27 protein-coding genes are annotated in these 23,894 nt (G+C 71.3%); 1 reads left to right on the top strand and 26 read right to left on the bottom strand.

Features of this window, described 5'->3' with window-relative positions; genetic code table 11:
• Positions 1-33 precede the first annotated feature (33 nt).
• The 18 genes from ACFY1E_RS32765 to ACFY1E_RS32680 all read right to left on the bottom strand — a co-directional run bounded on the left by ACFY1E_RS32765 (position 34) and on the right by ACFY1E_RS32680 (position 15,421).
• Positions 34-945 (bottom strand): hypothetical protein, encoded by a 912-nt coding sequence (locus ACFY1E_RS32765; protein WP_389082330.1) that lies wholly within the window; start codon positions 943-945, stop codon positions 34-36.
• On the bottom strand, positions 942-1,715 hold the full coding sequence (locus ACFY1E_RS32760; protein ID WP_389082327.1) for a hypothetical protein: 774 nt from the start codon (positions 1,713-1,715) through the stop codon (positions 942-944). The genes ACFY1E_RS32765 and ACFY1E_RS32760 overlap by 4 nt, the downstream gene beginning before the upstream one ends.
• Entirely contained in the window at positions 1,712-2,128 is a 417-nt protein-coding gene (locus ACFY1E_RS32755) for a hypothetical protein (RefSeq protein ID WP_389082325.1), read from the bottom strand. Before ACFY1E_RS32755 ends, ACFY1E_RS32760 begins: the two co-directional genes overlap by 4 nt.
• Positions 2,129-2,235: 107 nt before the next feature.
• The gene (locus tag ACFY1E_RS32750) at positions 2,236-2,685 is read right to left on the bottom strand and encodes a hypothetical protein (protein ID WP_389082323.1); all 450 of its coding nucleotides are present in this window, start codon (positions 2,683-2,685) and stop codon (positions 2,236-2,238) included.
• Between the two features lie 241 nt (positions 2,686-2,926).
• Positions 2,927-4,726, bottom strand: a complete 1,800-nt coding sequence (locus ACFY1E_RS32745; protein ID WP_389082320.1) for a hypothetical protein — start codon at positions 4,724-4,726, stop codon at positions 2,927-2,929.
• On the bottom strand, positions 4,723-5,865 hold the full coding sequence (locus ACFY1E_RS32740) for an AAA family ATPase (protein WP_389082817.1): 1,143 nt from the start codon (positions 5,863-5,865) through the stop codon (positions 4,723-4,725). Before ACFY1E_RS32740 ends, ACFY1E_RS32745 begins: the two co-directional genes overlap by 4 nt.
• Before the next feature lie 202 nt (positions 5,866-6,067).
• Positions 6,068-6,289 carry a hypothetical protein gene (locus tag ACFY1E_RS32735; RefSeq protein WP_389082318.1) on the bottom strand — a complete coding sequence of 74 codons (222 nt, stop codon included), beginning with the start codon at positions 6,287-6,289 and terminating at the stop codon, positions 6,068-6,070.
• Positions 6,290-6,604: 315 nt separating this feature from the next.
• Positions 6,605-7,711, bottom strand: coding sequence for a hypothetical protein (locus ACFY1E_RS32730; RefSeq protein ID WP_389082315.1), 1,107 nt, complete (start codon positions 7,709-7,711; stop codon positions 6,605-6,607).
• Positions 7,712-8,010: 299 nt separating this feature from the next.
• Entirely contained in the window at positions 8,011-8,505 is a 495-nt protein-coding gene (locus tag ACFY1E_RS32725) for a hypothetical protein (protein ID WP_389082313.1), read from the bottom strand.
• Between the two features lie 170 nt (positions 8,506-8,675).
• Entirely contained in the window at positions 8,676-9,419 is a 744-nt protein-coding gene (locus ACFY1E_RS32720; RefSeq protein ID WP_389082311.1) for a glycosyltransferase, read from the bottom strand.
• Between the two features lie 75 nt (positions 9,420-9,494).
• The gene (locus ACFY1E_RS32715; RefSeq protein WP_389082309.1) at positions 9,495-9,926 is read right to left on the bottom strand and encodes a hypothetical protein; all 432 of its coding nucleotides are present in this window, start codon (positions 9,924-9,926) and stop codon (positions 9,495-9,497) included.
• 278 nt (positions 9,927-10,204) lie between these two features.
• Positions 10,205-10,900, bottom strand: a complete 696-nt coding sequence (locus ACFY1E_RS32710; protein ID WP_389082307.1) for a hypothetical protein — start codon at positions 10,898-10,900, stop codon at positions 10,205-10,207.
• 64 nt (positions 10,901-10,964) lie between these two features.
• A complete protein-coding gene (locus ACFY1E_RS32705) occupies positions 10,965-11,474 on the bottom strand; it encodes a hypothetical protein (protein ID WP_389082305.1) in 510 nt (169 codons plus the stop codon).
• Between the two features lie 50 nt (positions 11,475-11,524).
• Positions 11,525-12,310, bottom strand: a complete 786-nt coding sequence (locus ACFY1E_RS32700) for a hypothetical protein (RefSeq protein WP_389082303.1) — start codon at positions 12,308-12,310, stop codon at positions 11,525-11,527.
• A gap of 42 nt (positions 12,311-12,352) precedes the next feature.
• Positions 12,353-12,874 carry a hypothetical protein gene (locus tag ACFY1E_RS32695; protein WP_389082300.1) on the bottom strand — a complete coding sequence of 174 codons (522 nt, stop codon included), beginning with the start codon at positions 12,872-12,874 and terminating at the stop codon, positions 12,353-12,355.
• A gap of 78 nt (positions 12,875-12,952) precedes the next feature.
• Complete coding sequence (locus ACFY1E_RS32690; RefSeq protein ID WP_389082297.1) at positions 12,953-13,651, bottom strand: hypothetical protein; 699 nt, start codon at positions 13,649-13,651, stop codon at positions 12,953-12,955.
• A 144-nt stretch (positions 13,652-13,795) separates the two neighbouring features.
• A complete protein-coding gene (locus ACFY1E_RS32685; RefSeq protein WP_389082293.1) occupies positions 13,796-14,170 on the bottom strand; it encodes a hypothetical protein in 375 nt (124 codons plus the stop codon).
• Between the two features lie 294 nt (positions 14,171-14,464).
• Positions 14,465-15,421 (bottom strand): hypothetical protein, encoded by a 957-nt coding sequence (locus ACFY1E_RS32680; RefSeq protein ID WP_389082291.1) that lies wholly within the window; start codon positions 15,419-15,421, stop codon positions 14,465-14,467.
• A 118-nt stretch (positions 15,422-15,539) separates the two neighbouring features.
• Here ACFY1E_RS32680 and ACFY1E_RS32675 point away from each other — a divergent pair, with 118 nt between their 5' ends.
• Complete coding sequence (locus ACFY1E_RS32675) at positions 15,540-15,665, top strand: hypothetical protein (RefSeq protein ID WP_389082289.1); 126 nt, start codon at positions 15,540-15,542, stop codon at positions 15,663-15,665.
• Here ACFY1E_RS32675 and ACFY1E_RS32670 read toward each other — a convergent pair.
• From ACFY1E_RS32670 to ACFY1E_RS32635, 8 genes are all read right to left on the bottom strand, one after another.
• Positions 15,650-16,270, bottom strand: coding sequence for a hypothetical protein (locus tag ACFY1E_RS32670; RefSeq protein WP_389082286.1), 621 nt, complete (start codon positions 16,268-16,270; stop codon positions 15,650-15,652). The two genes, ACFY1E_RS32675 and ACFY1E_RS32670, sit on opposite strands and share 16 nt — an antisense overlap.
• A 658-nt stretch (positions 16,271-16,928) precedes the next feature.
• The gene (locus ACFY1E_RS32665; RefSeq protein ID WP_389082284.1) at positions 16,929-17,372 is read right to left on the bottom strand and encodes a hypothetical protein; all 444 of its coding nucleotides are present in this window, start codon (positions 17,370-17,372) and stop codon (positions 16,929-16,931) included.
• A gap of 164 nt (positions 17,373-17,536) precedes the next feature.
• Complete coding sequence (locus tag ACFY1E_RS32660) at positions 17,537-19,051, bottom strand: ATP-binding protein (protein ID WP_389082282.1); 1,515 nt, start codon at positions 19,049-19,051, stop codon at positions 17,537-17,539.
• A 43-nt stretch (positions 19,052-19,094) separates the two neighbouring features.
• Entirely contained in the window at positions 19,095-19,637 is a 543-nt protein-coding gene (locus ACFY1E_RS32655) for a hypothetical protein (protein ID WP_389082278.1), read from the bottom strand.
• A gap of 24 nt (positions 19,638-19,661) precedes the next feature.
• On the bottom strand, positions 19,662-20,132 hold the full coding sequence (locus tag ACFY1E_RS32650) for a DUF6238 family protein (RefSeq protein ID WP_389082276.1): 471 nt from the start codon (positions 20,130-20,132) through the stop codon (positions 19,662-19,664).
• A gap of 58 nt (positions 20,133-20,190) precedes the next feature.
• Complete coding sequence (locus tag ACFY1E_RS32645) at positions 20,191-21,663, bottom strand: SCO6880 family protein (protein ID WP_389082273.1); 1,473 nt, start codon at positions 21,661-21,663, stop codon at positions 20,191-20,193.
• Between the two features lie 89 nt (positions 21,664-21,752).
• The gene (locus ACFY1E_RS32640) at positions 21,753-23,084 is read right to left on the bottom strand and encodes an ATP-binding protein (RefSeq protein ID WP_389082271.1); all 1,332 of its coding nucleotides are present in this window, start codon (positions 23,082-23,084) and stop codon (positions 21,753-21,755) included.
• A 36-nt stretch (positions 23,085-23,120) separates the two neighbouring features.
• Positions 23,121-23,807: a hypothetical protein gene (locus ACFY1E_RS32635; protein ID WP_389082268.1), complete on the bottom strand. Its 687-nt coding sequence runs from the start codon at positions 23,805-23,807 to the stop codon at positions 23,121-23,123.
• Between the last annotated feature and the right edge of the window lie 87 nt (positions 23,808-23,894).

The raw sequence follows: 23,894 nt of genomic DNA, 5'->3' as shown, positions 1-23,894 counted from the left end.
CGCAAAGGCCAAGAAGCTGTTCTTTCAGACGGGTCAGCGGGCAAGCCGGGCGCCGGCCGGGCTGGGTGTGATGCCCGGCGTGGGCGCAGGGAGAGATGGCCATGCAGCGCTCGGCCGCGCGGCGGCCGGCAGGGCGTCGGCCATGGAGTCGAGACTCTGCTGGATGCCGTACAGGCGGCGTGCGATCAGCTCCAGCTGGTGTGCGCTGCCGGGGCCGTAGGCATCCGGCAGGCCCTCAAGCCGGTGGGCAGCGTGCTCGATGAGGCCGCGCACGGTGGACAGCGGCCCGGCGCGCTCGTCGGCAAGCTGCCGCAGCAGAGCGGCGAGTTGAGACGTGGCATCCGCGGTGCCGGTCTGTCGGGTGCGGCCTGCATACCGGGCTTGCTGGACGGCTTGCTGCGGATCGGGGCCGGTTCGGGGGGAGATGAGGCCCAGCTCTGCCTCGATGCGCCGGCCCTCGGTGGCCAGGAGCGAGGGCAGCCGGTGCGGCTGTGCGGTCCATGTGCCGTCGGGGCGGATGAGGTTGGCGAGCAGATCGAGGCGGCCGGGCTGCGCCTGCACGGCGATCCAGCGGCAGCCGTGGTCGTCGCCGGGGCGTTGGATGCCGGTGGCGCGGGCGAGGCGGTGGGCGATCTCGGACCACTCGGCGCCGGTGAGGTCACGGTCCTCCGGGTGCAGCCGCACGGCCGCGTGCCAGATGGCGCGGCGGTCGCCGTGCGGACTGACCGGGACAGGATGGTGCCAGTGGGGGGCGTCCAAGTGCTCGGCGAACGCGGCGGACGTCCAGGTCTGCCCTTCGTCGAGGGGCGTGTACCGGTCCAGGTGTTCCCAGTGGGCGACGACCGTGTCGTCGGTCAGGCCCTCGTGGTCGCTGACCGGGCGACCGAGGGCTTCGGCGAGCGGCTCGCCGGCGCTGTCTTCGCGCGGTGCAATACGGATGATCATGGGGTGGGTTCCGGGCGGTGGGGGATGAGGAGGGCCAGGTCGTGTGCCGCGGTGATCAGGAGGCGTTCGCGTACCAGGTCGGCGTGGACAGCGAGTTCGCTGGGCGGCAGCAGCTCCAGGGCGTGGTCGATGGCGGTGAGGGCCTCGGGATACTGGCCCAGACTCCGCCGCGCCGAGGCCATGCGGAACAGCGCGATCGGATCGTCCAGCCCGCCCTCGGGGAGCAGTCCCACCAGGGCCAGCAGCATGGGCGCTCGGCCGGGAAGGAAGGTGCCCAGCCACACCCCGTGCAGCAGGACGTGCAGCGTCTTGGTGTGGCCGGGTGCGGCGACGAGGACGCGGTGCATGACGGCGAGGCCGTCCGAGCGTGACTGTCCCAACCGCGAGAAGGCGTACAGGGCTTCGCTGTACGGGTCCTCGTTCAGCACGCTCACCGGCACCTTGTTCATGAGCGATTCGATGACGCGGCAGCGCACGTCGTAGCGCAGCGTGCTGAGGTAGAGGTGCCGGTACGTCCGCCAGATCACGGGGTCGGGGGTGGAGTCGGTGACGTGCTCGGGGGAGAGCAGCACCAGCGCGCTGTTCCCGGCGGCGCGGGCGCGCCAGGCGATGTCCGCGCACACCTCGGCCGACTCCTGCCACGTCGCCTCCACCTCGCGCAGGCTCTCGGCCAGCACCACCGGCCACTGGCTGCCGGCGATCTCCTCGACGGCAGCGGAAGCCGTTCGGGCCAGGGCTGCGGCGCGCTCCGATGCGAGTGCATGGGTCACTGGCCGGCCCGGGCGTCGGCGACGTGCACCACCTGGTTGAGGTGGGTGACCGAGTACCAGCCGCAGTCGACGTCCTCGTCGGTGCCGGCCAGGCGCGGGACCAGGTACGTGCGCAGTGCCTGCTGGTAGATGAGGCAGTCCGGGCAGCGGGTGGAGCGGTGGACCAGGTAGCGCGGGTGCGCGGTGATGAACGTGCGCGCGCCGCCGGCCGGGTCGTACAGGCGCCAGCCGTCCTCGTCGGTCGGGGTGTGCCACGAAGGGGTGACGACCTTGTAGGCGTCGCCCCACAGTTGCCGGCCGGAGGTGCCCTTGAGGATGACGACCTGGTCACCGGGCCGGAAGTGGGCGTGGGTGATGTCCCGGTCGGGGGTGACGATGTCACCGGGGGCATACGGAGGGCGGGATGCGGGCACAGCAGGGTTCCTTCCACGAAGTGCACGGGGAGGCGGTGGGAGGAACAAGGATCCGGACGATCCCCGGTTTCGGTAACCGGGGATCGTCGGGTATAAGGCCCCGCGTCCTACCGGAACGGGTTCTCCGTCCCGATGTCGTCCGAGGCGGCGGCGTCCAGGAGTTCGGGCAGGTCAGAGCCCTCAGCGTCCCTCTGGTCGATCCACCATCCGGCGCGGGCGACGGTGCGGATCTTGTCTTCCAGGACGGCCCAGTCGACCTCGCCCCAGGTGCCTTCACTCACGAGCGCGCGGTACGCGGCGGTGACGAGCTGGTGGCGGGAGCGCTCGCCCCAGTCGAGGGCCTTCTCGGGCCCTTCGAGCGGCGGCATGTCGAACTGCTCGGCCCACTCGCGGGCGGCCTGCTGCTCCTTGGCGCGTTGGGCGGCGATCCAGGCTTCCTTGGATTCCGTGTCGGCGTCGCGGGCGGCCTTCCAGCAGTCGGTGCAGTCGCGGCCTTCGAGCCAGCGAGCGAATCCGGCGCGCCGGTCGGCAGGTCGGTCGGACAGGTTGTGTGCCACTTCGTGTCCACAGCTGTGGACAATTTTCCAGGTCGTACGGACAGCCATATTCGGGGTGATCTCCTTGCGGTGGCGGGCAGTTCAGGGGTTATGGGCGGGTCTGTGCGGTCGAGCAGACAGATGGTGGTGGCCTGCGTCGTCGCGGAGGGTCATGCATCAGATGCACGATTCATGCGACGGACGGAGGTGGTCTGGAGTGCTTGGCGGTGGTCTCGGGGACGCTTCCGCCTTCTGCGTCGTCTCAGCGTGTCCTGCGGATGGCGTCTGTGGCCGCCTTGGCGATGGCGACGGGAGCGCTGGAGGGCTGGGGCAGGTGCAGCAAGGTGGTCCCCGGCAGGTGCTGGGACTTGGCGGTGAGGGTGAGCTGGAGTACGGCGCAGCCGGCGGTCGTGAGCTGCTTGACGCGGGTGACGGCTTGAGCGGTTTCGTCGCTGCCGTACCGGGCGTCGGTGACGATCACGAGGAGGCGGCCGGCGCCGGGGCGGCTGAGTTCGAGGCCGTGGTCGAGTGCGTCGATGGCGTCGCCGAGGTTGTGGTGGCCGCCGTTGGCATCGAACGTCGTCACGCGCTCTGGTGCTCGGTGGGTGGGCCGGATCAGTGCGGTCAGGTGCCTGTCGTAGGCGATGGTGGCGGTAAGGGAGTCGGGGTCGGTCAGGGCTGCTGCGCGTGCCACGATCCAGGCAGCGGACGCGACGGGCGCGCAGGCGGCACGCATGGAGCCGGAGACGTCGACGGCGATACCCACACGCAGCGGTGGGGTGGGGGAGTTCCGGCGGCGGGTGTGGGTGAACGGTTGTGCGGTGGGGACCGACCCGGCCGCGCGCTGGGCGTCGCGGGCGAGGGCCGCGCGCATGTTGAGGCGGCCGGGCGGGGTGGGGCTGGTGGTCCGCTCCTCGGTCCGCTCGCGGTAGGCGGCGGCTCGCAGGGCGCGGCTCAGGCGCGCGGCGGCACTCTGCTCGGCGGCGGTGGGCCTGCGGGTGCCGGTGACCGGGTTGCCGTAGGGCGCCGGTGTGCCGTCGGGGGTGACGGTGTTGCCACGGGCGTTGAAGACCGACTTGGCGGTGGCGGCGGCTTTGCGTCGCTGGCCGGCCCGCTGGGCGCGGTCCTGGACCTGCGCCTTGGACTGCGCGGCCATGGCGTTGGTCGCTGCGGCCTGTGCCGCGAGGTCGGCGGCGTCGGTGGCGGCCGTGCTGTCCATGACGACCCCCACGGCGCTGGACAGCAGATCGGTGAGGTTGTCCGGCACGGGCAGGGCGGGGGCCGCGGTGTCCAGAGCGTCGCACCATTCTTGAGCGTGCGCGAGCATGGTCGTGGCGTCGTGGTCGGCGCACTGGTGGGCTGCGGTCCAGATGCGGGTGAGTGTGGCCAGCAGGTTTGCGCCCAGCACCTTTTCGCACAGATCGGCGACGGCCCGGGTCTCGCCGGCCTCCAGGATGCCGACGTCACGGCGGCCGAGGACCAGGGCCGCCACGGCGGCGGCGTGCTCGATGCCCTGGAGGGTGGGGTGGGCGATGTCGGGCATGACCAGGGTTCGGGCACTGGTGCGCAGGTACGTGCGGTCCGTGGGCCGCGTGATCAGGTGTGCGCCTTCGACGCGGCTCTCCTCCAGCAGGAGCGCGGCCTCGACGACACGGGGGTTCGCTCCGGCAGGCGCCGTCCAGACGGAGTGGGCCGCGTGCGCGGCCTCGTGGACGAACACTCCCCAGGCGGCGGGATACCGCTCCTCGTCGCCCACGATCCGCGGATGGATCTCCTGGGGCTGGAGCAGGGCGAACAGGCCGGCGTCGAACTCGACCTCGCCCAGAGTGGGGAAGAACGCGGCCGGTGCGCCGCTGCGCGTGCCGGGGCGGCAGGTGACGAGGAGGTCCTGGCGGCCGGAGAGGGCGACCAGCCGGTCGCCGAGTTCGGCTCCCACGCGCAGCCACGCGGCCGGGGAGGAACGGGGTTGCGCGGGCGGGGCGCCGTCGTCGTCCCAGCGCGCGAGGTCGGCGTCGTCGTCCGGCGTGGTGGCGGGGGACTGGACGTGGTGGTGGGCGCTCATCGCGAGCGGCCCCGGTGCGCGGAGCCGGTGCTGCCCGGGGGCTGCCGGACGGCCGAGGCGGAGAGCTGCTTGCCGAGGGTGAGGGGCGCGATCTTCTTGACGCCGACTGCCTTGATGACGGCGGCGGCGACGGTGTCGCGATCCTCCAGAGGAGCGATGCCGACCAGGTTCGCGAGCGCGGCTTTGGTGCCGAGGACGGCCTCGGTCTTCTGGTAGCTGAGCAGCTCTCGCAGTTGGGGGGCCCAGCCCAGCTCGCCGAGTTCGACCTGGTGGGCGAGGTGTCGGGCGACCCGGACCACCCGGGCATCGATCCTCAAGGCCAGGGCGAGGTCATAGTCCGTGCCGATCTGGATCTGCACGCTCAACCGGCTCGCGAGCGCCTCCGTCAACACCGCCCCGTGGACGCCCGGATTGTGGCCCGCCACCACGTAGAAGCCCGGCTCGGCCTTGATGGTCTCGCCCTTGTGGGCCTTGACCTGGATCTGCCTGCGCCCGTCCATCGCGGGATACAGCGCCGCCAGGACCTTCGGTGAGATCAAGGTGGCATCGTCGATCAGCAGGGCGCGGCCCTCGGTCATCGCGGTGACCAGCGGACCGTACTGGAAGACGTAGGCTCCCGCGTCGTCCTGTGTGTACTCGCCGATCAAGTCGCCGACCGTGGTGTCGCCGTCACCGGCGACGGTGAGCAGGTCCGGGAACGCCGCCTCGACCAGACTCGTCTTGCCGGTGCCCGGAGGGCCGTAGAGCAGCACCGGCACGTCGGCGTCGCGCAAGCGGTTCAACGCCTCGACGTCGGGCAGATCGGCCAGCTCCCGGGGGTGGTAGAGCTGGCCCCCCGCGCGGCGGATCGGGCCGGTCTGCCTGGGCGTGGCTGCGGCGGGAATGGTCGTGCGGGCCTTGGCCGCCTGGGCGCGGGGAGAGTGGGTGCCCGGTGGGCTGATCACAGCGGTCTGCGCGGCTGCGGCGGTTTTCGCGTTCGCGCGGAACTCCGGTTGTCCCATTCCGCCTTGGTCGGCCTCACCGCGTCGCACCAGGGTGAGGGCGGCGTTGCGGACGGCGCCGTGGGAGTGGCCCAGCTGCCTGGCCATGTCCCCGATGGTGAGCGTGTCCGCCGGCCGGTCGGCCAGCAGTCGGGCCACCTTGGCCCGTAGTTCGCCGCCCTTGGTGCGCGCTGGACTGGTAGGCGTTCCGGGTGTGGTCAAAACGAGGCGGCCCCTTCAACAGGTGCGGGTGCGGGTTGGGTTGGGTTGGCGATGCGCTGGAGAGGCTGGCCGCTCTCGGAGCGGATCACGGAGTGTGCCGACATCGGCGACCGGGCCAACCGGGGCGTACCGTCGGCGCTCACCGGCCGACCGAGGGCTCGGTCCAGGTGCAGGGGATGGTCGGCGACGAGCAGCTCGCTGGCTGCCGAGCAGGCACGTGCGTCCGCTCCGTACCGGGTTCCGTCGCTCGGCAGGCGCAGCCTGGCGTCTCTTCGAAGCCGGCCTGGAGCAGGATCCGCCGGGCGGCGGCGTTGTAGCCGGTGGTGGTGATCTCGCCGGTGATGGCGTGCCGGATCGTCATGAACGGTTCTGTCGGTGCTTTGGGCAAGGCGGATCTCCTGTCGGTGGTGGCGGGAAAGTGGTGGGGTGTTGGGCGAAGGCGAGGCGGGCCCGGAGCTTCCAGCACATCAACGGTGCGCGGCTGGACCACGAACGATGGGCAATGACTGCCGACATGCTCCAGGGCGGGCCTCACCGCCCCGCAGCTACCTGACTCGCCTTTCCGCACGTTCTGATAGCCGGGTGTACCAACAACGGCCATTCGGTGACGATTCTCCTTGTGGTGCGCGTGAGGTGTGGAGTGTGCTGACGGGTCGGTGGGAGCCGCGTGCGGGTGTTAGGGGCGGTGCGCGGGGGCCGGGGCGCGCGGCGGTGTGACCGGGGGAGCGGTGGTCAGGGCGGGGCGCGGCCGGACCCGGGGCGGTGTGGGGGTGCGGTGCGGGGGCAGGACGGCGACGGTGGCACCAAGGTCGTCGGCCGCCTCGTGCACTTCGCGGACGAGGAAGGCCAGGTGCCGGCCGAGCGCTTCGAGACGGGCGCCGATCTGCCGGCCCCGCACGGTGTCCAGGGCGTGGGAGAACTCGGCGGCCGTAGTGAGGAGTTGCTCCAGCCTCACCATCGGGCCCGCGTCGTAGCCGGTCTGTGTAGCGGCGTACAGGGTCTCGGAGACGTCGCCTGCGCCGCGCGCCTCGATGACGTCCCGCAGGAGTTCCTGCAGTGGCTGTTCGGGCGCGGGTTCGGGGCGGTTGAACCGGGACGAGCCGTCCGCACGCAGGACTCCCGGCGGCACGGCTCCGGGCAGCGCCCGTCCGGCCGCGTATTCGTTGTCGTAGTGCCCGATCACTTCCCAGCCCGGCGCCCCCGGGTCGCCGGCGAGAGCGATCACGGTGTCGGTGTCGTCCTCGATCAGGTAGGCCAGGGTGACGAGGCGGCCGTCTGCCGCGTACCAAGACTCGATCAGATCCAACTCGCCGCGCCGCCGGGCGGCTTGGGCCCTCTCGGTCCACATCTGCCGCTCCTCGGCGGTCAGCACGGTGGCGGGAGGCTGGTGGTGCATCTCGGTGAGATCGGAGGCGAGAGATCCGTTCTCGGCCCAGAAGGCGAGGTGCGGCCACAGGGCGGCGTGCTGCTCGCGCTCGGCCGGCGTCCCGGGTACGGCGGGCCGGTCCAGGGCGCGGACGATCTCGATGTGAGAGGCGGCGAGCGCGTCGAGCAGCTCGCGCCAGGCGTGCGTGTGCCGGGCCGGAGGCAGTGCGTCGAGGGCGCTGCGGGCGGCATTCAGCAACTCGCTGGCGTGCGGGACGAGATGGGTGGCGTACGTGGCGAGGGCAGCCTGGTCGCGGCGGGCGCGTGCGGCAGCCTCGGCGTGATGGTGGACGGTGCGGCCGTAGCGATCACGGGCGGCGTCCAGCGCCCTCTGGATCTCGAGGTCGATCACGCTCATCCGCAGCCGGAAGCCGCGTGCCCGGGAGGCGAGGTCCGAGGTGGCCTGGGTGGGTGAGTCGGGGATGAGGATGCTCCGTCTGGTGTGAGGCAGGTCAGGGAGGGGCGAGCGGATGGTGCCTGCGCGGTCATGGCCGGCGGGCGTGCCCGGCCCGCTGGCGCGTGGCGCAGGTCGAGGTCAACGGCGTAGCGGGCGGCGGTGAGCATCTGCGCCCCCACGACCCTCGCGGTCGACGGGACCGTCGACATCGACCTCGTCGCCGGGGCCGCGGGTGATGCGGATGGTCGTGTCGTCGCTGTTCACCGGGTCCGCCCGCTTCCGGCGGACTGGGGGCGTCCGGCGGCGGGCACGGCGGAGGGCAGGGACGGGCCGGGTGCGGCTGCCGGGGCAATGGCGCGCTGCGGGGAGCGAGTGGCGGCGGCCTGCGCGATGCGGTGGCGTCGCTCCACGATCCTGTTGCGGACCTCCGGTGGCGCAGGGGGGGAGGTCAGGGCGGGGTCGAGAGCGTAGTCGGCTCCCACCGTGTAGCCGTGATGGTGCAGTACGACACGCAGGTCGTGCACGGCCTGCCGGGCGCGGCGCAGGCCGTCCTGTTCGGGGTTGGTCAGCCGGTACAGGCCCGGGGCGTGGGGGACCGGCTCGAACTGCTCGCACTCCAAATACCAGTGGGCCAGGTGCGCGGGGACGCTCGGGTGGGCGGCGGCCACGAAGCCGTGGTCGGGATGGGTGCCGAAGTAGAAGTCGTTGGGCAGGAGGGCCTTTCCTCTCGGGTTACCGGCGCATGGGTGTCGCACCGGGTCAGCGTGGTCAGGGACGGCGGGAGCGCCGGGGCACCGTGGTCGGCGCGGTGAAGCGTTCCTGCGCGCGGTGAAGTGGGCCTCGCCGCAGGTGGGGAAGCCGTCGGCTGGCTCCTCCAGACGCCCGGCCAGATGACCGAGGGCGGACTCGGTGACTTCCGCGGGCATCAGGCCCCTCCGGCGGCAGGGCGCGGATCCCGGAGGGTGAGCAGGGCGCGCAGGCTGCGTCCGTAGGCCCAGGCATGCTGCCGGGCGCGGGCCTCCAGGACGTCATAGGTGTCCTGGCGGGTCATCTGGCCGGGGTGTTTGCGGTAGTGGTAGACCGGGACGGGCAGCAGGATGCCGGGCGCGAGAGTGGTCACGCCGACGGCGGCCATGTAGTCCTCGCCCTGGACGAGCCCGCCCATCGGGGCGGCCCGGACGAGATCGGTGCGTGCCAGGATCGTGGTCGGCCCGATCGGAAGGGTGTCCTCGGGCTTCTTCCAGTATGTCCACACGTCGCCGGCCGCGTGCCGGCCGGGCGGCGTCGGACACCGCCACAACGACGTCGTGCCGTCCGGGTGAAGGTCCTCGCTCCATCCGGCGCACCAGCCCACCCCGGTCGTCTCCAGCGTATGGAGCCGTACGGCCATCGCCTGGTCGGTGAACAGATCGTCGTCGTCCGCCCAGTTCACGTAGGTGGTGCGTACTTCGTTCAGCGCGAGGTTGCGGGCGCAGGCTGCTCCCACCGGGCGGGGCAGCGGCAGGACGCGTACGCGGGCATCGTCGGCGAGGGCGGCTGGCAGCCGGCCGGGATCGGCGCCGTCGAGTGCGATCACCGCTTCCCAGGGCACGCTTTGCCGGGTGAGGCTGGCATGCATGGACACCAGGAACGCCAGCCGGTCCGGGCGGAGTTGGGTGGCGATGGCCACGGTGATCTTCGGGCGGGGGTACGGGGACAGAGGGTTCTCCGGGCAGGCATCAGGTAGCGGTGCGCAGTTGCCGGGCTATCGGCGGGCGGCTTTGCGGTGCGCCGGCGCCGTGACGGGCACGCTGGTGGACAGGCGGGGCATGAAGCGCGGTGGGACGATCGGGGCCCGGGATTGCGGATGCCAGGCCCCCGGATCGGCACGGATGACGCTGCGGGGGTCGGTGTCCCACGCGACGATGGGGCCGCGGTCGTACGCCTGCAGGGCGATCACTTCGATGCCGTGCGGGTGCAGGACGTAGGCCCAGTCCAGGTTGTCGGTGCCGTCCTGCGTGATCAGTTCACGCTGGGTCGGGGTGCCGTCGGTGTTGTACATGCCGGTGAGCTGGCGGCTGGGGTACTCGTGGCCCCCGGTGAGGGAGCGGCGCAGGCCCGTGGGGGCGCCGTCAAGGAGGTCCGTGCCCAGTTCGTCCCAGCCGTGGTGCACCTCGTCTATCAGGTGCCGGGCCATCGCTTCCAGGCCACGGGCGAACCGGTGCTGGTAGGTGGCCAGAAGCAGCGGGAGTTTGCTGTCGGGATAGCCGTCGAAGTGGACGTACGTGCCGGCATACCCGTCGGCGGTGGGGCGGGCGATGACCGCGCGGGTGTACAGATCAGTCTCCTGGGGGCGATGGGGTCAGGTGCGCAGGGCGGGATCGGTGCGCAGGCTGGGAGCGGGTGCGGTGGTCTCGCGGCTGCGGCGCTGCCAGGTGGGTGGCAGGGCGCGGGCGAATGCGTCGTTGGCCGGGGTCATCGGCGCTGCCCCCGGCGCGGCGAGCCGGAGGCGAAGGGAGGGTAGGTGCGCGGGCCGTTGCCGGAGGGGATGGTGATGTGGAAGCCCCGGAGCCGCAGGCGGTGCACGCTGATGGTCAGCTGGCGCCTGGCCTGCTGTTCGGTGAGGGTGTCCGGGAGGTGGCATTCGCCGGTGGCGGGGTCGAGGAGGAAGCCGCCGTGTGCGAGCAGGTCGCTGATGACGCCGAGGTAGCCGGTTCGGATCCGTGGACGTCGGCGGTCGTCGAGGGTGATGTGGACCTGGAGGTGGCCCGGGCTGCTGCGCCGGATCGGGGTGGGGGCGGCGAAGCGGTAGTCGGTCAGCAGCCGGCGGTGCAGCAGGGCGGCGGCCCGGACGGGGTCGGCGGGCACGGCGATGCCGCGCGGGGCGCGAAGGCCCGTCACGTGCTGGTGGCTGGTGTTGGCGGGCAGCATCGGCAGGACCAGGTACTGGCCCAGGCGGTGGGGGCGGGGCATGACGTACAGCTGCAGGCCCCAGTGGTGGGTGAGCACGCTGCGCGAGACGTCGTCCGTGTGGAATGCGGCATACGGCAGCGGGCCGCTGTCCCAGATCCGGTTGCTGGCCGGATCCTGGGCGATGGGGACCGGGGTCGCGGAGGGCTGCCAGCCAGGCAGGCGGTCGGCGAGCGCGTGGCTGAACTCGGTTATGTGCAAGGGCGGTTCCCCGATGTGTGGGGCCGAGGGTGGGGAGGGGGTGAGGGTGCTCCGGAAGCGGGGGTCAGCGGGAACGGGACGGGGCTGTGGTGGCCGATGGGGAGGGGACGCTGCTCGCGGATGGGGGTGTGCGGTTGTCGGCGCTGGCGCGCAGCTGCTTCGCGGCGCGGGCGAGGTGGATGCGGCTGTCACTGAGCCGGTCTGTGAGCCGCTGGTGCTCGGTGCTGATCGCCCGGTCGCGGGCCGGGCCGGGGGCCTGGCGGGCGAGGTCGGTGAGCTGGCCGAGGTGGTGGACGGCGGCACCGAGGTCGGCGAGGGCGAGCCCTGTGGGTGCGGCGGCGCTTGCGAGCGCAAGGGTCGTGCGGCGCACCGTGGCCGTGGGCCGGGCCGGGGAGCGGGTGGCGGCCCGGTGGCGGAAGGCGCTCTCGCCGGCCAGGAATTGCAGCAGGCGGGCCAGGTGGCGGACTTCGTCGTCCAGGATTTCGCTCAGTGCCGGATCCGGTCGGATCTGGTCGGGGAGCGGAAGGTGGTCGCAGACGGTGTTGAGCCGGTCGGCCATGTCGTGCAGCAGCATCCGCTGGTCGTGATCGGACAGCGGTAACTCCTTGATACCGGGTAGGGCTCTTAACGACGGGCGGCGGGCTTCGGGGCAGCGGCCACCGGCGCCGTGCTCGGGGCTGCTGATGTCGTGGCGGGTGGCGAGAGGGGTGCTGCGCGGCGGAAGTTGACCCCGATGCCCTGGGCCGTCAGCCGGTGGGCGGCGAGTTGGACCAGCAGGGCCTGTTCCTTGGCGCTGTAGGAGGCCGGCAGTACGAAGGCGGCCTCGTGCGGGCTGTACTGGAAGCGGCAGCCGAACAGGACCCCGCGGGCCTCTTTGGGCACCGTCTTATTCGGTGCGCCCACCACGCCGTCGGGGTACCAGATCAGCGTGAGGGTCTGCGCGACCTCGGGCGCGGGCTGGCGGTGAGGTGGCTCGGGCTGGCGTAGGGCGTTGTTGCGGACTGCGTCCAGGGCGGTGCGGTAGCGGGGCATCAGGCGCCGGGTGATGGCGGCGGCGGCACGGGCAGGGTCGTTGGGGACGGCGATGCCGTCCGGCTCGCGCACCGGGGCGATCTGGTGGGGTTTGACGTCTTCGGGTTCCAGCGGGGCCACTACGAACTGGTGGCGGTACAGGGGCCGGTCGGTGACGTAGAGCTGCTCGTCGCCGGGGCCGGTCAGGACGGCGTCATGGCCCAGGGCGTACTGGCTGACGATGTAGTCGACGTGGCCGGCGTCCCAGAGGCGTTTGATGGTGGGGAACTGGTCCTCAAAGGTGCGGTATCGGTGATACTCGCTCGTCCACGTGCCGGGCAGACGCTCGGCGAGGGCAGCGGCGAAGAGGGACAACGAGGTCGGGCGGGGTGCGGGCATCGGTTCCTGAGGTGCTGCGGCGGGTGGTGGGTCCATGGGCGGTCAGCGCCGTGGTTTTCCGGGCCCGGGCTGAGGGCCGGGCGGGGCTGGGGGTGTGCCGGGTGTGGTGCGGGTGTTCTTCGGCGGGGCGGCGAGGTCCGGGGGCGGGTCGTAGTGGGCGCGGAGGATCTTGAGATCCGCTTCGTTGGCCATGGCGAGCGCGGACGCGACGCTGCTGGCGGCACCGTGTAGCAGCCAGGGCGGTGATCCGGGTTCGGCTCCGCGATTTTGGCCCTTCCACTTCGCGGTGGCCGCCAGGTGATCGATGACCTCGTTGAGGAACGGTGCGACGGCGTCCAGCAGGGCGTTGAGCACGGTGCTGACCTCGGCCGGTGTCTCGGCCGCATCCAGAGCCGAGCGGTAGGGGCTCAGGTCCGGGGCGGGGAAGGGCTCCGGCGGCAGGGGGTGCCGGGTGCGGAAGGCTTCGGCATCGCGGTCGGCCCATCGGTGCAGGTCCGCTCTCGTGGCGGACCCGGTGTGGTAGGCGTGGATCTGGTCGGCGGTGCGGCCGACGTTGTCGTACAACTCGAAATCGGGATGGCGCAGGAGGTACTCCGGAGTATCTGATGGGGGCGCTGTCACGGCTTCGGGCCGAGGCCGAGGTCAGGACCGGCGGTGGGTAGGGTGCGGCGGCTGACCAGGCCGGGCAACTCCGCCTGGCAGGGGAGGGGATGACGGTCTCGGCGTCCCGCTCGGGCGGGGTGTGCCGCCGAGGAGGGAGGGGCTGCCGTCGAGGTCGTCGAGCCAGCTCAGGAGCCTGGGCAGGTTCTTGTCGGGCCCGTACGCGAGGTAGGTTCCGTCGGCGCTGTCGCAGCCGAACCACTCGGCAATCCCCAGGCGTATCCGGGAGTTGACGCGCCCCATGTGCACGCCTTTGCCACGGGCCTTCGCCTCACGGGCCAGCCGCTCGGCGATGGGGCCGAGCTTCCACGCGGTCGATCCGGCCAGGAACAGGACGTCGAAGCTGCCCCACGGCAGCAGCCCTGGTGCTTCGCAGCCGTCCTGGGCCGCGTAGGCCGCCGGGATGGCCATTTCGCGGATGCGGGCGAGCCACGGCAGGGACTCGGCGAGGGTGCCGGCGGCGTTGAACGGCTCGTCCGGGGCGAGCGCCCACAGACAGCGATCCGGCCCATACCGCTCGACGGTCCGGCTCAGCCACGCGAACCAGGCTTCGGCGCCGGGCCAGTAGCGGCCCTTGCCGTCGCTGCCGAACTTGGAGTTGTCGCACGCGTACAGGGCGCCGTCGGGGATCCGGCTGCCTTGCGCGGGAGTGGTCATGCAGCCGATGCGTCCGGCGCTCATCGCGGCCCGTATGTCAGGCCCCGAGGGAGTGCCGACATACAGCACCGGACACCTCCCCGGCAGACGGATGACCGGTTCGGCCGGAAAAAGGGACGGCTCGGTGCTCGGGGGAAGAAGGGCGTTGTCGTCGTGCGCGGGCCCCGGTCACCGGCTGCGCGGACGGCTCTGGAGTGGGCGTATGACGGGATAGGCGACCTGACTGGGTGCGTGCGGGGCGGCGGAGAGACCGTCGAGCCCGACACCGGGCAGGGCGCGGCCGTCCTGGCTGAAGTGGATCTCGACGTACTGCGCGTGCAGGTCGTCCTCGTGATCGGTGCGCCTGAAGACGCAGAGGGTCTCCCGCCAGGTGCCTTCGTGGTCGTGGCAGGTGCTGGTGATGCTCAGAGACCAGGGGTCTTCGGGCCCGGGGCAGCATTCGCCACGAGGGTGGTCCGGCAGTTGGTTGTGCGCGAGCAGGGCTTCAAAGGAGGCCAGGTCGTCAGGGGTGAGCGTGTGGTGCTCAACGTAGGAGAAGGACATGGGCCGTTGGATCGATTCGTCGGTCGTTGAGGGCGTGAGGCTTCGTGCTGCTGATGCTGCTTCTGCGCTTCCGGGGGCGCTTGGTGGGCGAGGCCGGCGAGACTGCCGAGGTGGTGAATGGCGGCACCGAGCGCGGAGGGTGTGAGACCGGTGGGTTCGACGCGGTCGCGAGGGCGAGGGGGTTCGGCGCACATAGCCGTAGGCCGGCAGAGGCATGGCCAGGGCGGCGGCGAAGGAGGACAGGTCACGTCGGGGTGAGGCCATATGGTCCTGGAGGGAGGCAGCAATCCGGCGTCAGCGCGTGTGCCGCGGCGGTGCCGGCGGCAGGGCTCGCGAGGGAGGGGACGGCGGACGGGCCGAGGCGGACGGGAGCCGCGGTGCTGGCGGGAGCGGGGTCAGTGCCTGCATCCGGTCCTCGGCCACGTGTAGCACCTCTGCGAGGTTGCGGATCTCGGCGGCGGCGTCGGCGAGGTCGTAGGACAGGTCGAGGCCGTCGTCCTCCTCGGCTTCCTTGGCTTTCTCCCCGGCTGCTTCGAAGAACTCGCCGAGCCGTTCGAGCAGGCCGTTGACAGGAGCCAGGACCTGGTGCAGCAGGGCAGCGGCGTCCGCGTGCGACTCGGCCCCGTTGAGCCGGTCGGTCAGAGCGAGCATCGCCTCGCCGTAGACGTAGACGGGGGCGCGGTCTGCTGTGTCGGGGACATCCTGGCCCCGGGATACATCGAGCGCCGGCGGAGCCGGGTGCGTGTGCAGGTTTGCGGTGGGTGAGACGGGAGGGGGCAGCAGCCCGAGCTGGGTAAGGCGATGGTCGATCGCCTGGATCATGGGCGTGGCGTTGCCGCCGTGGCGTGCTTCAGGCCGCTCAGGGACACCGGGGTCGGCGGCGGGGGCCGAGTCGTAGATCACTTCGAACAGCGTCTGGTCGTCGGGATGCTGGCGGGTCACGATCCACCCCTGCGGGTCCCCTGGCGGGCGGTCGCCGGAGGGCTCCTGCGGCGGGCCGATGATCAGGTAGCTGTCGTCGGGGAGTGAGACGCGCACGATGTACGTGCTGAGGCCGAACTCGACGTCGCACTCCAGGCCGCGCTGGCGCAACGGTGTGGTGACGTGTGCGTGACGCTGCCACAGCTCCTGCCACCATGCGGTGTCCACGTTGCGGTGGTCGGGGAGCGGCGCGAGCCCGGACGCGGTGACGGAGGTACGGCGGGCGTCGGCAGGGGAAGCGGGCAGGGTGTTGTCGTCCTCAGCGGCCACGGCTTCTCCCGCGCGAAGGTGCCTGGCCCGGCGGCAGGTTACGGCGCGTGGGACCGGGCTTCGGCTCCGGAAGAGGGGTGAAGTCGAATTCGTACTCGTCGTAGGCGCCGATCAAGCCGTGTTCCATCTGGGCTTCGCGCTCGGCGACCTGCGCTATGAGGTCGTCGTGCTCGGCCTGGCACTGCTGGAACTCGGCCCAGTCGGCGTCGCTGAAGTGGGCGGGGCGGTTCAGGGGACTCCTTGAGAGGGTGATGCCGGCGCGGATGCCTCGGCACGGACTAGCGGCACCCGCCGCTTGGCCGGGGCGGCGCAGGAGCCGGGCTCTGCTGTCGGGAAGGCGTGGGGAAGAAGCGGTGGATGACGAGGTGGACCTGGGAGCTCCTCGACCGCTGCGTGGAGCGATTCCGAGGCGCGCCGCAGATAGGCGCGCGCCGTGGCGTGGTCGATGCACATGCGGTTTTCCGAGTACGTCCGGTCGGTCGGGCTGGAGGGCCGGGACAGGGAAAGGGCGGTCTGCGCGGTCTCGGCGAAGTGCGGTGCGGCGTGGCTCGACAGGGTGGCCGCCGTGGCGAGGTGTGCGAGTACGGCGCTGCCGGCCCGGTTCGTGCTGTGGGCGGTCCGGGCGAAGTCGGCAGTCATGCGGACGACGTCGAGGGAGAGGGCCTGCGCGTCGGCGGCCTGCCGGAGCAGCTCGGCGTAGGACGGCGTGGCCGGCACCCGGCCGGTCTCGTCCAGCAGCTCCAACTGTTCGAAGGCATGGAGCAGTTTGGCCTTCAGAGCGTCGAGCGCGCCGATGAGGCGGACGGTGTCGTCGCGAGGTATAAGGCCGCGCTGGATATCGGGATTCATGAGCCTCTTGCGTTTGTCTCTACTCCCGCGTGTTGGCGATACGTACGGCGGGTGTCGGCGGGGGAGGCGGGAGCGGTAGCGAATGCGTTCAGATCAGTGTGGGCTGGGGGCATGGGTTTCTGGAGGGTGGGAGAGTGTGTGGTTTGCCCGTTGGGACGCGGCGAACCGCGGGCCTGCGGGCGTCACCGCGAGGTTCGGTGATGCGGCAGCTGACGTGGACGCTTCCATGTGCGACCGCTCCCCTGCGGGAGACGACGTTGCCGGTCTGCCCCCAAGACGCAGTGACATGGGTCGCGGTGAAAGACGAAGTGCCACATCGAGGCGGCCAAGATCGGGCCGACGAGGGCCCTTACGGTGCCGGCCACCAGACCTGACTCCGCGTACGCTGCGAAGACGTTCACTCCTGTGCTCACCCCGACCGCGACCTGCGGCAGTCCCGGAAGTAGCTGACTGCCCCGGTGTGCGTGTGGGGCCATCAGGACGCTGGCCACCAACGCGAGGGCTCCCGCCACGACGAGGAGGGCTCGCTCCCCTGCGCTGGTCGTGCTGAGATAGTGGTCGGCGAAACGCCAGCTGGTGTCGGCGGTGTAGGCGGTACTGCCGACTGCTGCGATGGTGAGTGCCAGGGACGTGGTGGTGTGCCGATGCGGCCGAGGTGTCATCGGGCGTCACCCCCCTGAGCCCGCTCATGGTCGAGGTCTGCCCGGTGCTCGGTGACCAGGGCATAGAGGAGAACGGCCAAGAAAAGGATGAAGGGCGCCAGGGCGGACATCCACGTGACGGCCACGTCATCGAGCTGCCACAACCTGCCCTGGCTCTGACGCGTTCCCAGATGGCCGAGCACGAGGACCGTGACGCCACGCACGGGGATAGCAAGGAATGCCATTGCCCACGCGTACGCCGCCACGCCGCTCTCGTCGGGGTTCAGCCGTACCGCGCTGAAGAGCGCGAAGGCGATGAACCCGTCGGTGACGCCAAGAAACAAGTAGGGCAGAGCGACGGGAGCGTGCGTCGTGGCGGTCAACTGCTGCAGCAGATCGAAGGCGAGCAGGTAGGCGTAGGCCAGGGTGAGGAACCATGCCGCCGACGCGCTCGTGGGCAAAGGCAGCCGATGTATGGCAGATGGCACGGGCGGGGCAGGTCGTGAAGTGCGGCTCGGTATGAGGGTCTCCTTGTACGGCGCCAGGGCGCTGAGTGTGCGTTCCCCGGTGGTCGGGACGGCGGGATTCGTGAGGATCCGTCAGCGGGAGTGAACTCACGGGCCTTTCAGTGCATGCGGGCGTCGGTGTCGAAGAGCACCAGCTCGTGGGGGTGCAGGAGATGCTGCACGATGAAGCTGCGCCCCGCGACCTTCCAGAGCCCTCTGCCACGGTTGAGGTGGGAGATCGCGTCGGCTTCCACGGACGTCAGACCCAACAGGGCTGCCGCAGCGTGGAGTTGGTCGGTCTCCTGGCGGTAGATGATGCGGGTGGAGCAGTCGGCGAGCAGACCTTCGGCGAGCGCCCGGCCGCGGGATCCGGCATTGCCGGCGGTGAGCAGGTCGGACAGCCGGTGGATGACCATCAGGTTGGCGATGCCCAGGCCACGGCTCAGCTTCCACTGGGACTGCATCCTCGCGAGGAGGCCGGGGTGGCGCATCAGGCGCCATGCCTCGTCGTAGACGATCCATCTCCGGCCGCCGGCCGGGTCGGACAGCGCGGATTCCATCCATGCGGAGGCGCAGGTCATGGCGAGGACGAGGGCGGTGTCGTCGCCGGATCCGCCCAGACGTGACAGGTCGATGGTCAGCATGGGCGAGTTGGGGTTGAACGCGACGGTGCTGGGGGCGTCGAACATGCCGGCCAGGTCACCGTGGACCAGTCTGCGCATGGCGTGGGCGAGGTCGCGGGAGGCGTCGCCGAGGCGGCCGGACATGAGGCCGCCAGCCTCGTCGAGTTCGTCGGGGTTGTTGAGGGTGGCGGCGATGTCGCCGAGCAGTGGGGTGCGTCCGTTCGCTGCGGCGCGGTTGACGACGGCGTCGAGTGCGACGTCGAGGCCGGTGTGCTCCATCGGCAGCAGGTCCCGTCCGAGCACGGTGCGGGCCAAGGAACCGAGCAGCAGCAGACGGCGCTTTCGGATCTCGCCCGCCCAGTCGGCCTCGGAGACGCTGGTGGGGCGCGGCGCTGCGTCCAGCGGGTTGAGCTTGCCGGGCAGTCCCGGTCCGAGGGCGATCGTCGTGCCGCCCAACGCTTGTGCCACGGGCGTCCACTCGCCCTTGGGGTCGCACGGGACGTACACGCGGTAGCCAAAGGCGATGGACCGCAGCGCGAAGCTCTTGGCGAGCGCCGACTTGCCCTGCCCGATCACGCCGGCCAGCAGGACGTTCGGGTTCGTGAAGCCCTCGATGCGGCCGTACAGCGCGAACGGGTCGAAGCAGAAGCTGGCTTCGGCGTGTACATCGCGGCCGATGTAGATGCCGTCGGCGCCCAGTCCGCCCTCGGCGAGGAACGGGTACGCCCCGGAAGCGGTGGCGGTGGTCATGCGGTGGGCGGGCAACTTGATCTTGTTGTTGCGTGAGGAGGCGGGGCCGGGCCGCCCTGCGGGCGGGTAGAGCGACGCCGGCATCTCGTGTTCTTCTGCGCCGGCGCTGCTGGTGTGGGCGGCTGCTTCGGTGCGGGCCTTCGCAGCTGCCTCGGCGAGCTGCCGACGGGCGGCTTTGCGGGAGGCACGGTCGGTGCCGTGCGGGGTGAACAGGGGGCTTGCGCTGGCTCGGCGGGCGCGGCGCGCGGGCCGGTGGCTCATGACAGGTTGGCTTTCGGCGGGCGGCGGTCGTGGGGGCGCGGGGTCACACGACGGGTGAGGCGGTGAACTGGTGGCGTCCGTAGCCGTTGCCTTCGTTGTTCCAGTCGAGGTACAGCTCACCGTCGGTGAGCACACGGGCCGCGCCGACCTTCGTTTTCATGACCGGCGTCGTGTAGTGGTTGTTGTAGTTGGCGTTGGAGTCGCTGTTCTCCAATGCGGCTTCGATGCCGTGGTAGTTGGCCTGCTTGAGGACCGGGTCGGTGCCCGAGACGGACTTTTTGGCCTGCACCTTGAAGTACGCGCCGTCGAAGATCGTGGAGTCGTCGACCCGGCCGTATGCCGGGCCATCCCAGGAGAGGGACGCGTAGCTGTAGAGGTAGTCGCCGGACTGCCGGGCGCACAGCTTGACGGTGAAGTCCCAGTTGTCGGCCCACGGGCCGTCGTAGGCGGCGTCATCGATGGACTTGGTGCTGGTCGTGCAGTGGTAGCTGGCGGCGGAGGCCGGTGCGGCGGTGGCCAGGGCAGCGGTGGAGGCGAGGGTGGCGACGATGACGGCGGTGGAGGTGGAGCGCTTGAGCTTGCGCATGCAGGGCCTTTCGGTGGTGGGGGGTTACCGGGCGCAGGTCGTGGCGTGGCCGGGCGCCGGGGAGTTGAGGTCGGTCGGCGTGGTCTTGCGCCGTACGACGTGGCCGGCGGCGAGGTGGCGCTGGCAGATGGTCAGGACGGGCGGTCCCTCGGGGAGGCGCTCGGGGTGGCATGCGGTGCCCGCCGCGGTCGCGTCTGCTACGGGCAGGAGGTGGAAGGCGTCGTGGACGGCAGCGGCGGCCTGCCACAGCCGGGTATGCGCGGTGGTGAGCTGTCGGCCGGCGGCGGGATGCGGGGGCCGGGTGGTCTCGGCGAGCTGGTCGAGCAGCTGGTGCAGCGCGGTCAGGTGGGCGTGCAGTACGTCGAGGTGCCTGCGGTCCGCGGGTGAAGCGATGTGCTGTGCGGGTGGGGCGAGGGTGCGGGAGTGGTGGCGGATGCCGGCGCTGGCGGCCCGCAGGTACGGGTACGCGTCACCGACGGGGATGGCGGAGGTCAATGGGGAAGGGTTCCTTCCTGCCACGGCGGCAGGACGTCGGCGGATGGCCGGTGCGGGGTTACAGGGCGGTGCGGGCGAGGGGGAGGGCGCCGAGCGTGAACGCGTCAGGCTGCTGGAAGTTGAGCCTGCGCAGGTCGACCTGGGCGGTGACGGCGGCGGTCTCGATCTGCGCGCAGGCCGCGTCGAGCGCCGCGTCGGTCTCGGCAGACACGGTGAGCAGGCCGGTCAGGGCGACGTCGGCGTGCCCGGCGATCAGCTGACGCTCGCGCGTTTTGACGTCCGCGTACTCGACACTGTCGGCTTCGGAATCGACCTGACCGCGCCGCGACCTCTCGTTCGCATCGGCGATGATCGCCGCCTTCTTGCGCTGCACATCGCGCATCGCGGCCTCGAGCCCCTGGGGAACGTAGATAAGGGACAGGGTGCGGCGGACTCCGGCGGTGAACATGAGCCCGTGCAGGAAACCTGCCGAAGTTTCTGTGCGCGGCCAGTCCTCGACCCAGTAGGTGGCGTGCCGGGCGGAGTCGGTGGCGAGCCGGTCGTACTCCTCGACCTGGACCACCGGCCCGGCGGCGGCCGGGACGGCCTCGGCCCTCCCGGACGGCGACCACTGCTGCAGTGCGGACAGCGCCCTGGGGTCGTAGGCGGTGCGGATGACGGCCGCGATCTCGCGCGCCGAGAGCCAGCCGGTCACCATCAGTCCGGCGCTACGGGCGGCCTGCGCGATCGAGCTGGTGGTCTGCTCCATCACCGTGAAGGCGCCGGGAAGGCCGCCGCCCGCCTGGCTGATGAGGCGCTTGGCGGCCTTCAGGTCGAGGCTGATGGCCAGATACGCCTCGTGTGGGGCGGCGGCCGGTCCGGCGGAGGCGACCAGTTCGCTGTAGACCTGCCCGGCGACCGGCGTCTCGGGGCGGCCCTGCTGGCTCCAGTGACGGGCGAGGGTGTCGCCGCTGTCGGGGACGGTGCGCTCCAGGACCTGCACGGTGGCGACGTGTCCGGTACGGGCGATGCCGGCCAGGGCCCGTCCCCACCCGGCGACGTTGTGGTTCTGGGTCGCAGGGTCCAGCAGGGCGAAGGCCCGGCTGGAGACCCGGGCGATGGCGGTCAGGGTCTGGTGGTGCGGGTCGTGGAGGGCGGCGGCGCCGTTGGCGGAGTCGCCGGGGGTGACCACCCGCAGCGAGGCGGCACTGCCGGGCAGGTGCAGGACGCCGTCTTGGCGGGGGCGGGTGACGGGCCGGGCGAGCCAGAGGGTCTGCCCGGTGCGGCGTCGCTGCGCGAAGCGCAGGACGATCGGCGTCCAGTCGATCAGTGAGCGGCCGTGCCGGCGGATGGCGACCAGGGCGGCGACCGTGGCCCACAGCGGTGTCAGGGCGAGGGCACCGAGCAGTCCGGTGGATACCAGGGTGGCCAGCAGGAGCGCCAACGCGCAGGATACGAGGACGAGTTGGGGCAGTGAGAGGCCGAGGAGGATGCCGCGTCTGGACCGGTGCGGGAATTTGACGGTGAGTGGCGTGACGGTGAGATCAGACAAGGGCCGTTCCGGGGGTGCGCGGGGCGGTGGCCGGGGCGGCACGCGGCGAAGAGGTGCGCAGCGCGTGCCGCCGCGGACTCGGGCAGGGGCTACAGGCCGGTGGGCGGGGGTGGCGGTGTACCGGTCCCACTGGTGCCGGCCGAGTTCGGTGCCGGCGGGGCACCCTGCGGCGGGGGCATGGAGGTGCCGGCGCCGGGCTGCGACATGAAGCCGCTGCCGCCGCTGGGCGCCGACCCGGAAGCGCCGACTACCGGACCGCTGGTGTCGTTGCGGGGGCTGGTCGGTGTCGGCTGGACGGCCTTCTCTAGGCTGTTCTTTGGCCCGTCGCCTCCGGAACCCGGTGAACCCTGGCCCTCCAGGCCGCCTCCCGCGGTGGGGTTGGCGGCGATGTCGCCGGGGAATCCGCCGCCCGCAGCGTCGGGCCCTTGGGCTGCGCCCGCGGCTGCCGCGCCGCCCGTTTGGGCGGTGGCGACCGCGGCGGCGGCCCTGCGACCTGCCTTCTCGGCGTGCTGCCGGGCGAGCTGGGCGCCGGCACCACCGGCTCGGTGAATCGATTCGCCGTCCGTGCCCTCGGCCGCCCAGTGGACGAACTTGAAGGTGGCGTACGGGCAGAGCAGCACCAAAATCATGATCACGATGCCAGCCATGACGTCGGCGAGCGCGGCGACGCCGTCCTTGGCCTCGGTCTTGCCCATCGCGGAGATCCCGAGCACGAAGATGATGGTCATCAACAGCTTGGAGACCACGAGGGTGGCGGTGGCTTCGATCCAGCCGCGCCGCCACCGGCGGGCGGCCTCCCAGCCGCCGCCCGCACCGGCGAAGACGGCCAAGGTCACCATCACCAGGATGCCAACCTTGCGGACCATCATCACGCACCAGTACAAGAAGGCGCCGATCGCGGCTCCGACGCCGACGAAGACTGTGACCAGCCAGCCCAGATCGCTCAGGGCGGCGATCTGGCCCACCTTGACGATCCGCCTCACCGCGGTGGCGATGTCCAGGTGGGCGGCCTTCAAGAGTCCGTCGGAGAGGGCGTCGACCACTTCGATGGCGACGGTGGTCAGGGCGATGGCACTGAAGGCGAAGAGCACGCCGGAGGCGGTGCCGGTGAATGCCTGAGCGAGGGCCTGGCCGTCACGCCGGATCGCGGCCCGTACGAGCTGGGCGCAGAAGGTCGCGACCAGGAGGATCAAGCCGATCGGCAGCAGCATCTCGTAGTTGTCGCGGAACCAGCCGGCGTTCAGATCGACCCGGGTGGTGGTGTCGACGGCCTTGGCGGCCAGGTCGGCTGCGGCGGCGGCGAGTTCGCCGGCGCTCTTGGCCATCCAGTCGCCGATCGCCTTGCCGGGATCGGAGGCGAAGTCGACGGCCTCGCCGACGCTGCAGAGTTTGTCCGCTAGGGGGATGTCGCAGAAACCCAAGGGAAGGTGGCCTCCATATCTATCGGTGAGGTGGGGTCACTGCGTGACGCTGGGGGCGATGGCGGCGAGGGTGCAGTCGTGGTTGGGCCGGCACTGCACGGCGAGGGTCACGGCGCGGTCCTCGGCTCCGCCGCCGCCCTTCTTCCACTCGATCTGCTGGTGTCCGTTGACGGTGACGACGTAGATGTACGCCTCGGTGATCGCGGACGGGTCCTCGGCGAGGGCCTGCTTGAATGCGCCGGGGTAGTGGCCTTCGGTGGCCGTGCCGGTGGCGTGCTGGTCCTGGTCGGCCATGCGCGACCACAGCAGCGGGTCGGGGACCTGACCGGACACCGAGGCCCAGTCGTTGTACTTGGTCTCCGTGGTCATCCATGCCCGCATGCCCGCGAGTTGCTGGTCGCGGCTGGTGTCGCGGGTGTCGTACGACCAGAGCATCTGAGCTGCGGCCTTGGCGAAGGCGACCGGTTCGGCGATCTGGACAGGCTTGGGCACCGACCCCGACCCCGACCCGCCCGAGGACTTCGGCGCCGCCTCGGTGGGTGAGGAACTGCTCGCCTGCGAGGCGGTGTTGCTGTTGTCGTGGTGCTCTGCGCGGCCGGTGAACCAGGCGGCGGTCGCGGCGATGGCGAGCAGCGCGGTGAGGACTAGGGCGACGATCGCGACGCGTTTGTTGGGCGACCAGGTCACGCCGTACCCGGACAGGGAGGGGAGTCGATTCGGCATCAGTGGACCCTCAGAATGTTGGAGGTCCGGGAGGACCAGGTATGGCTGATCAGTGGATGCCGCTGATGGCTACGCAGGTGTGGCCGC

This window comes from Streptomyces sp. NPDC001604 (assembly GCF_042893475.1).
GTDB lineage: Bacteria > Actinomycetota > Actinomycetes > Streptomycetales > Streptomycetaceae > Streptomyces.
The sequence above is the reverse complement of the archived record's forward strand: the minus strand, read 5'-3'. Positions and strand labels throughout refer to the sequence as shown.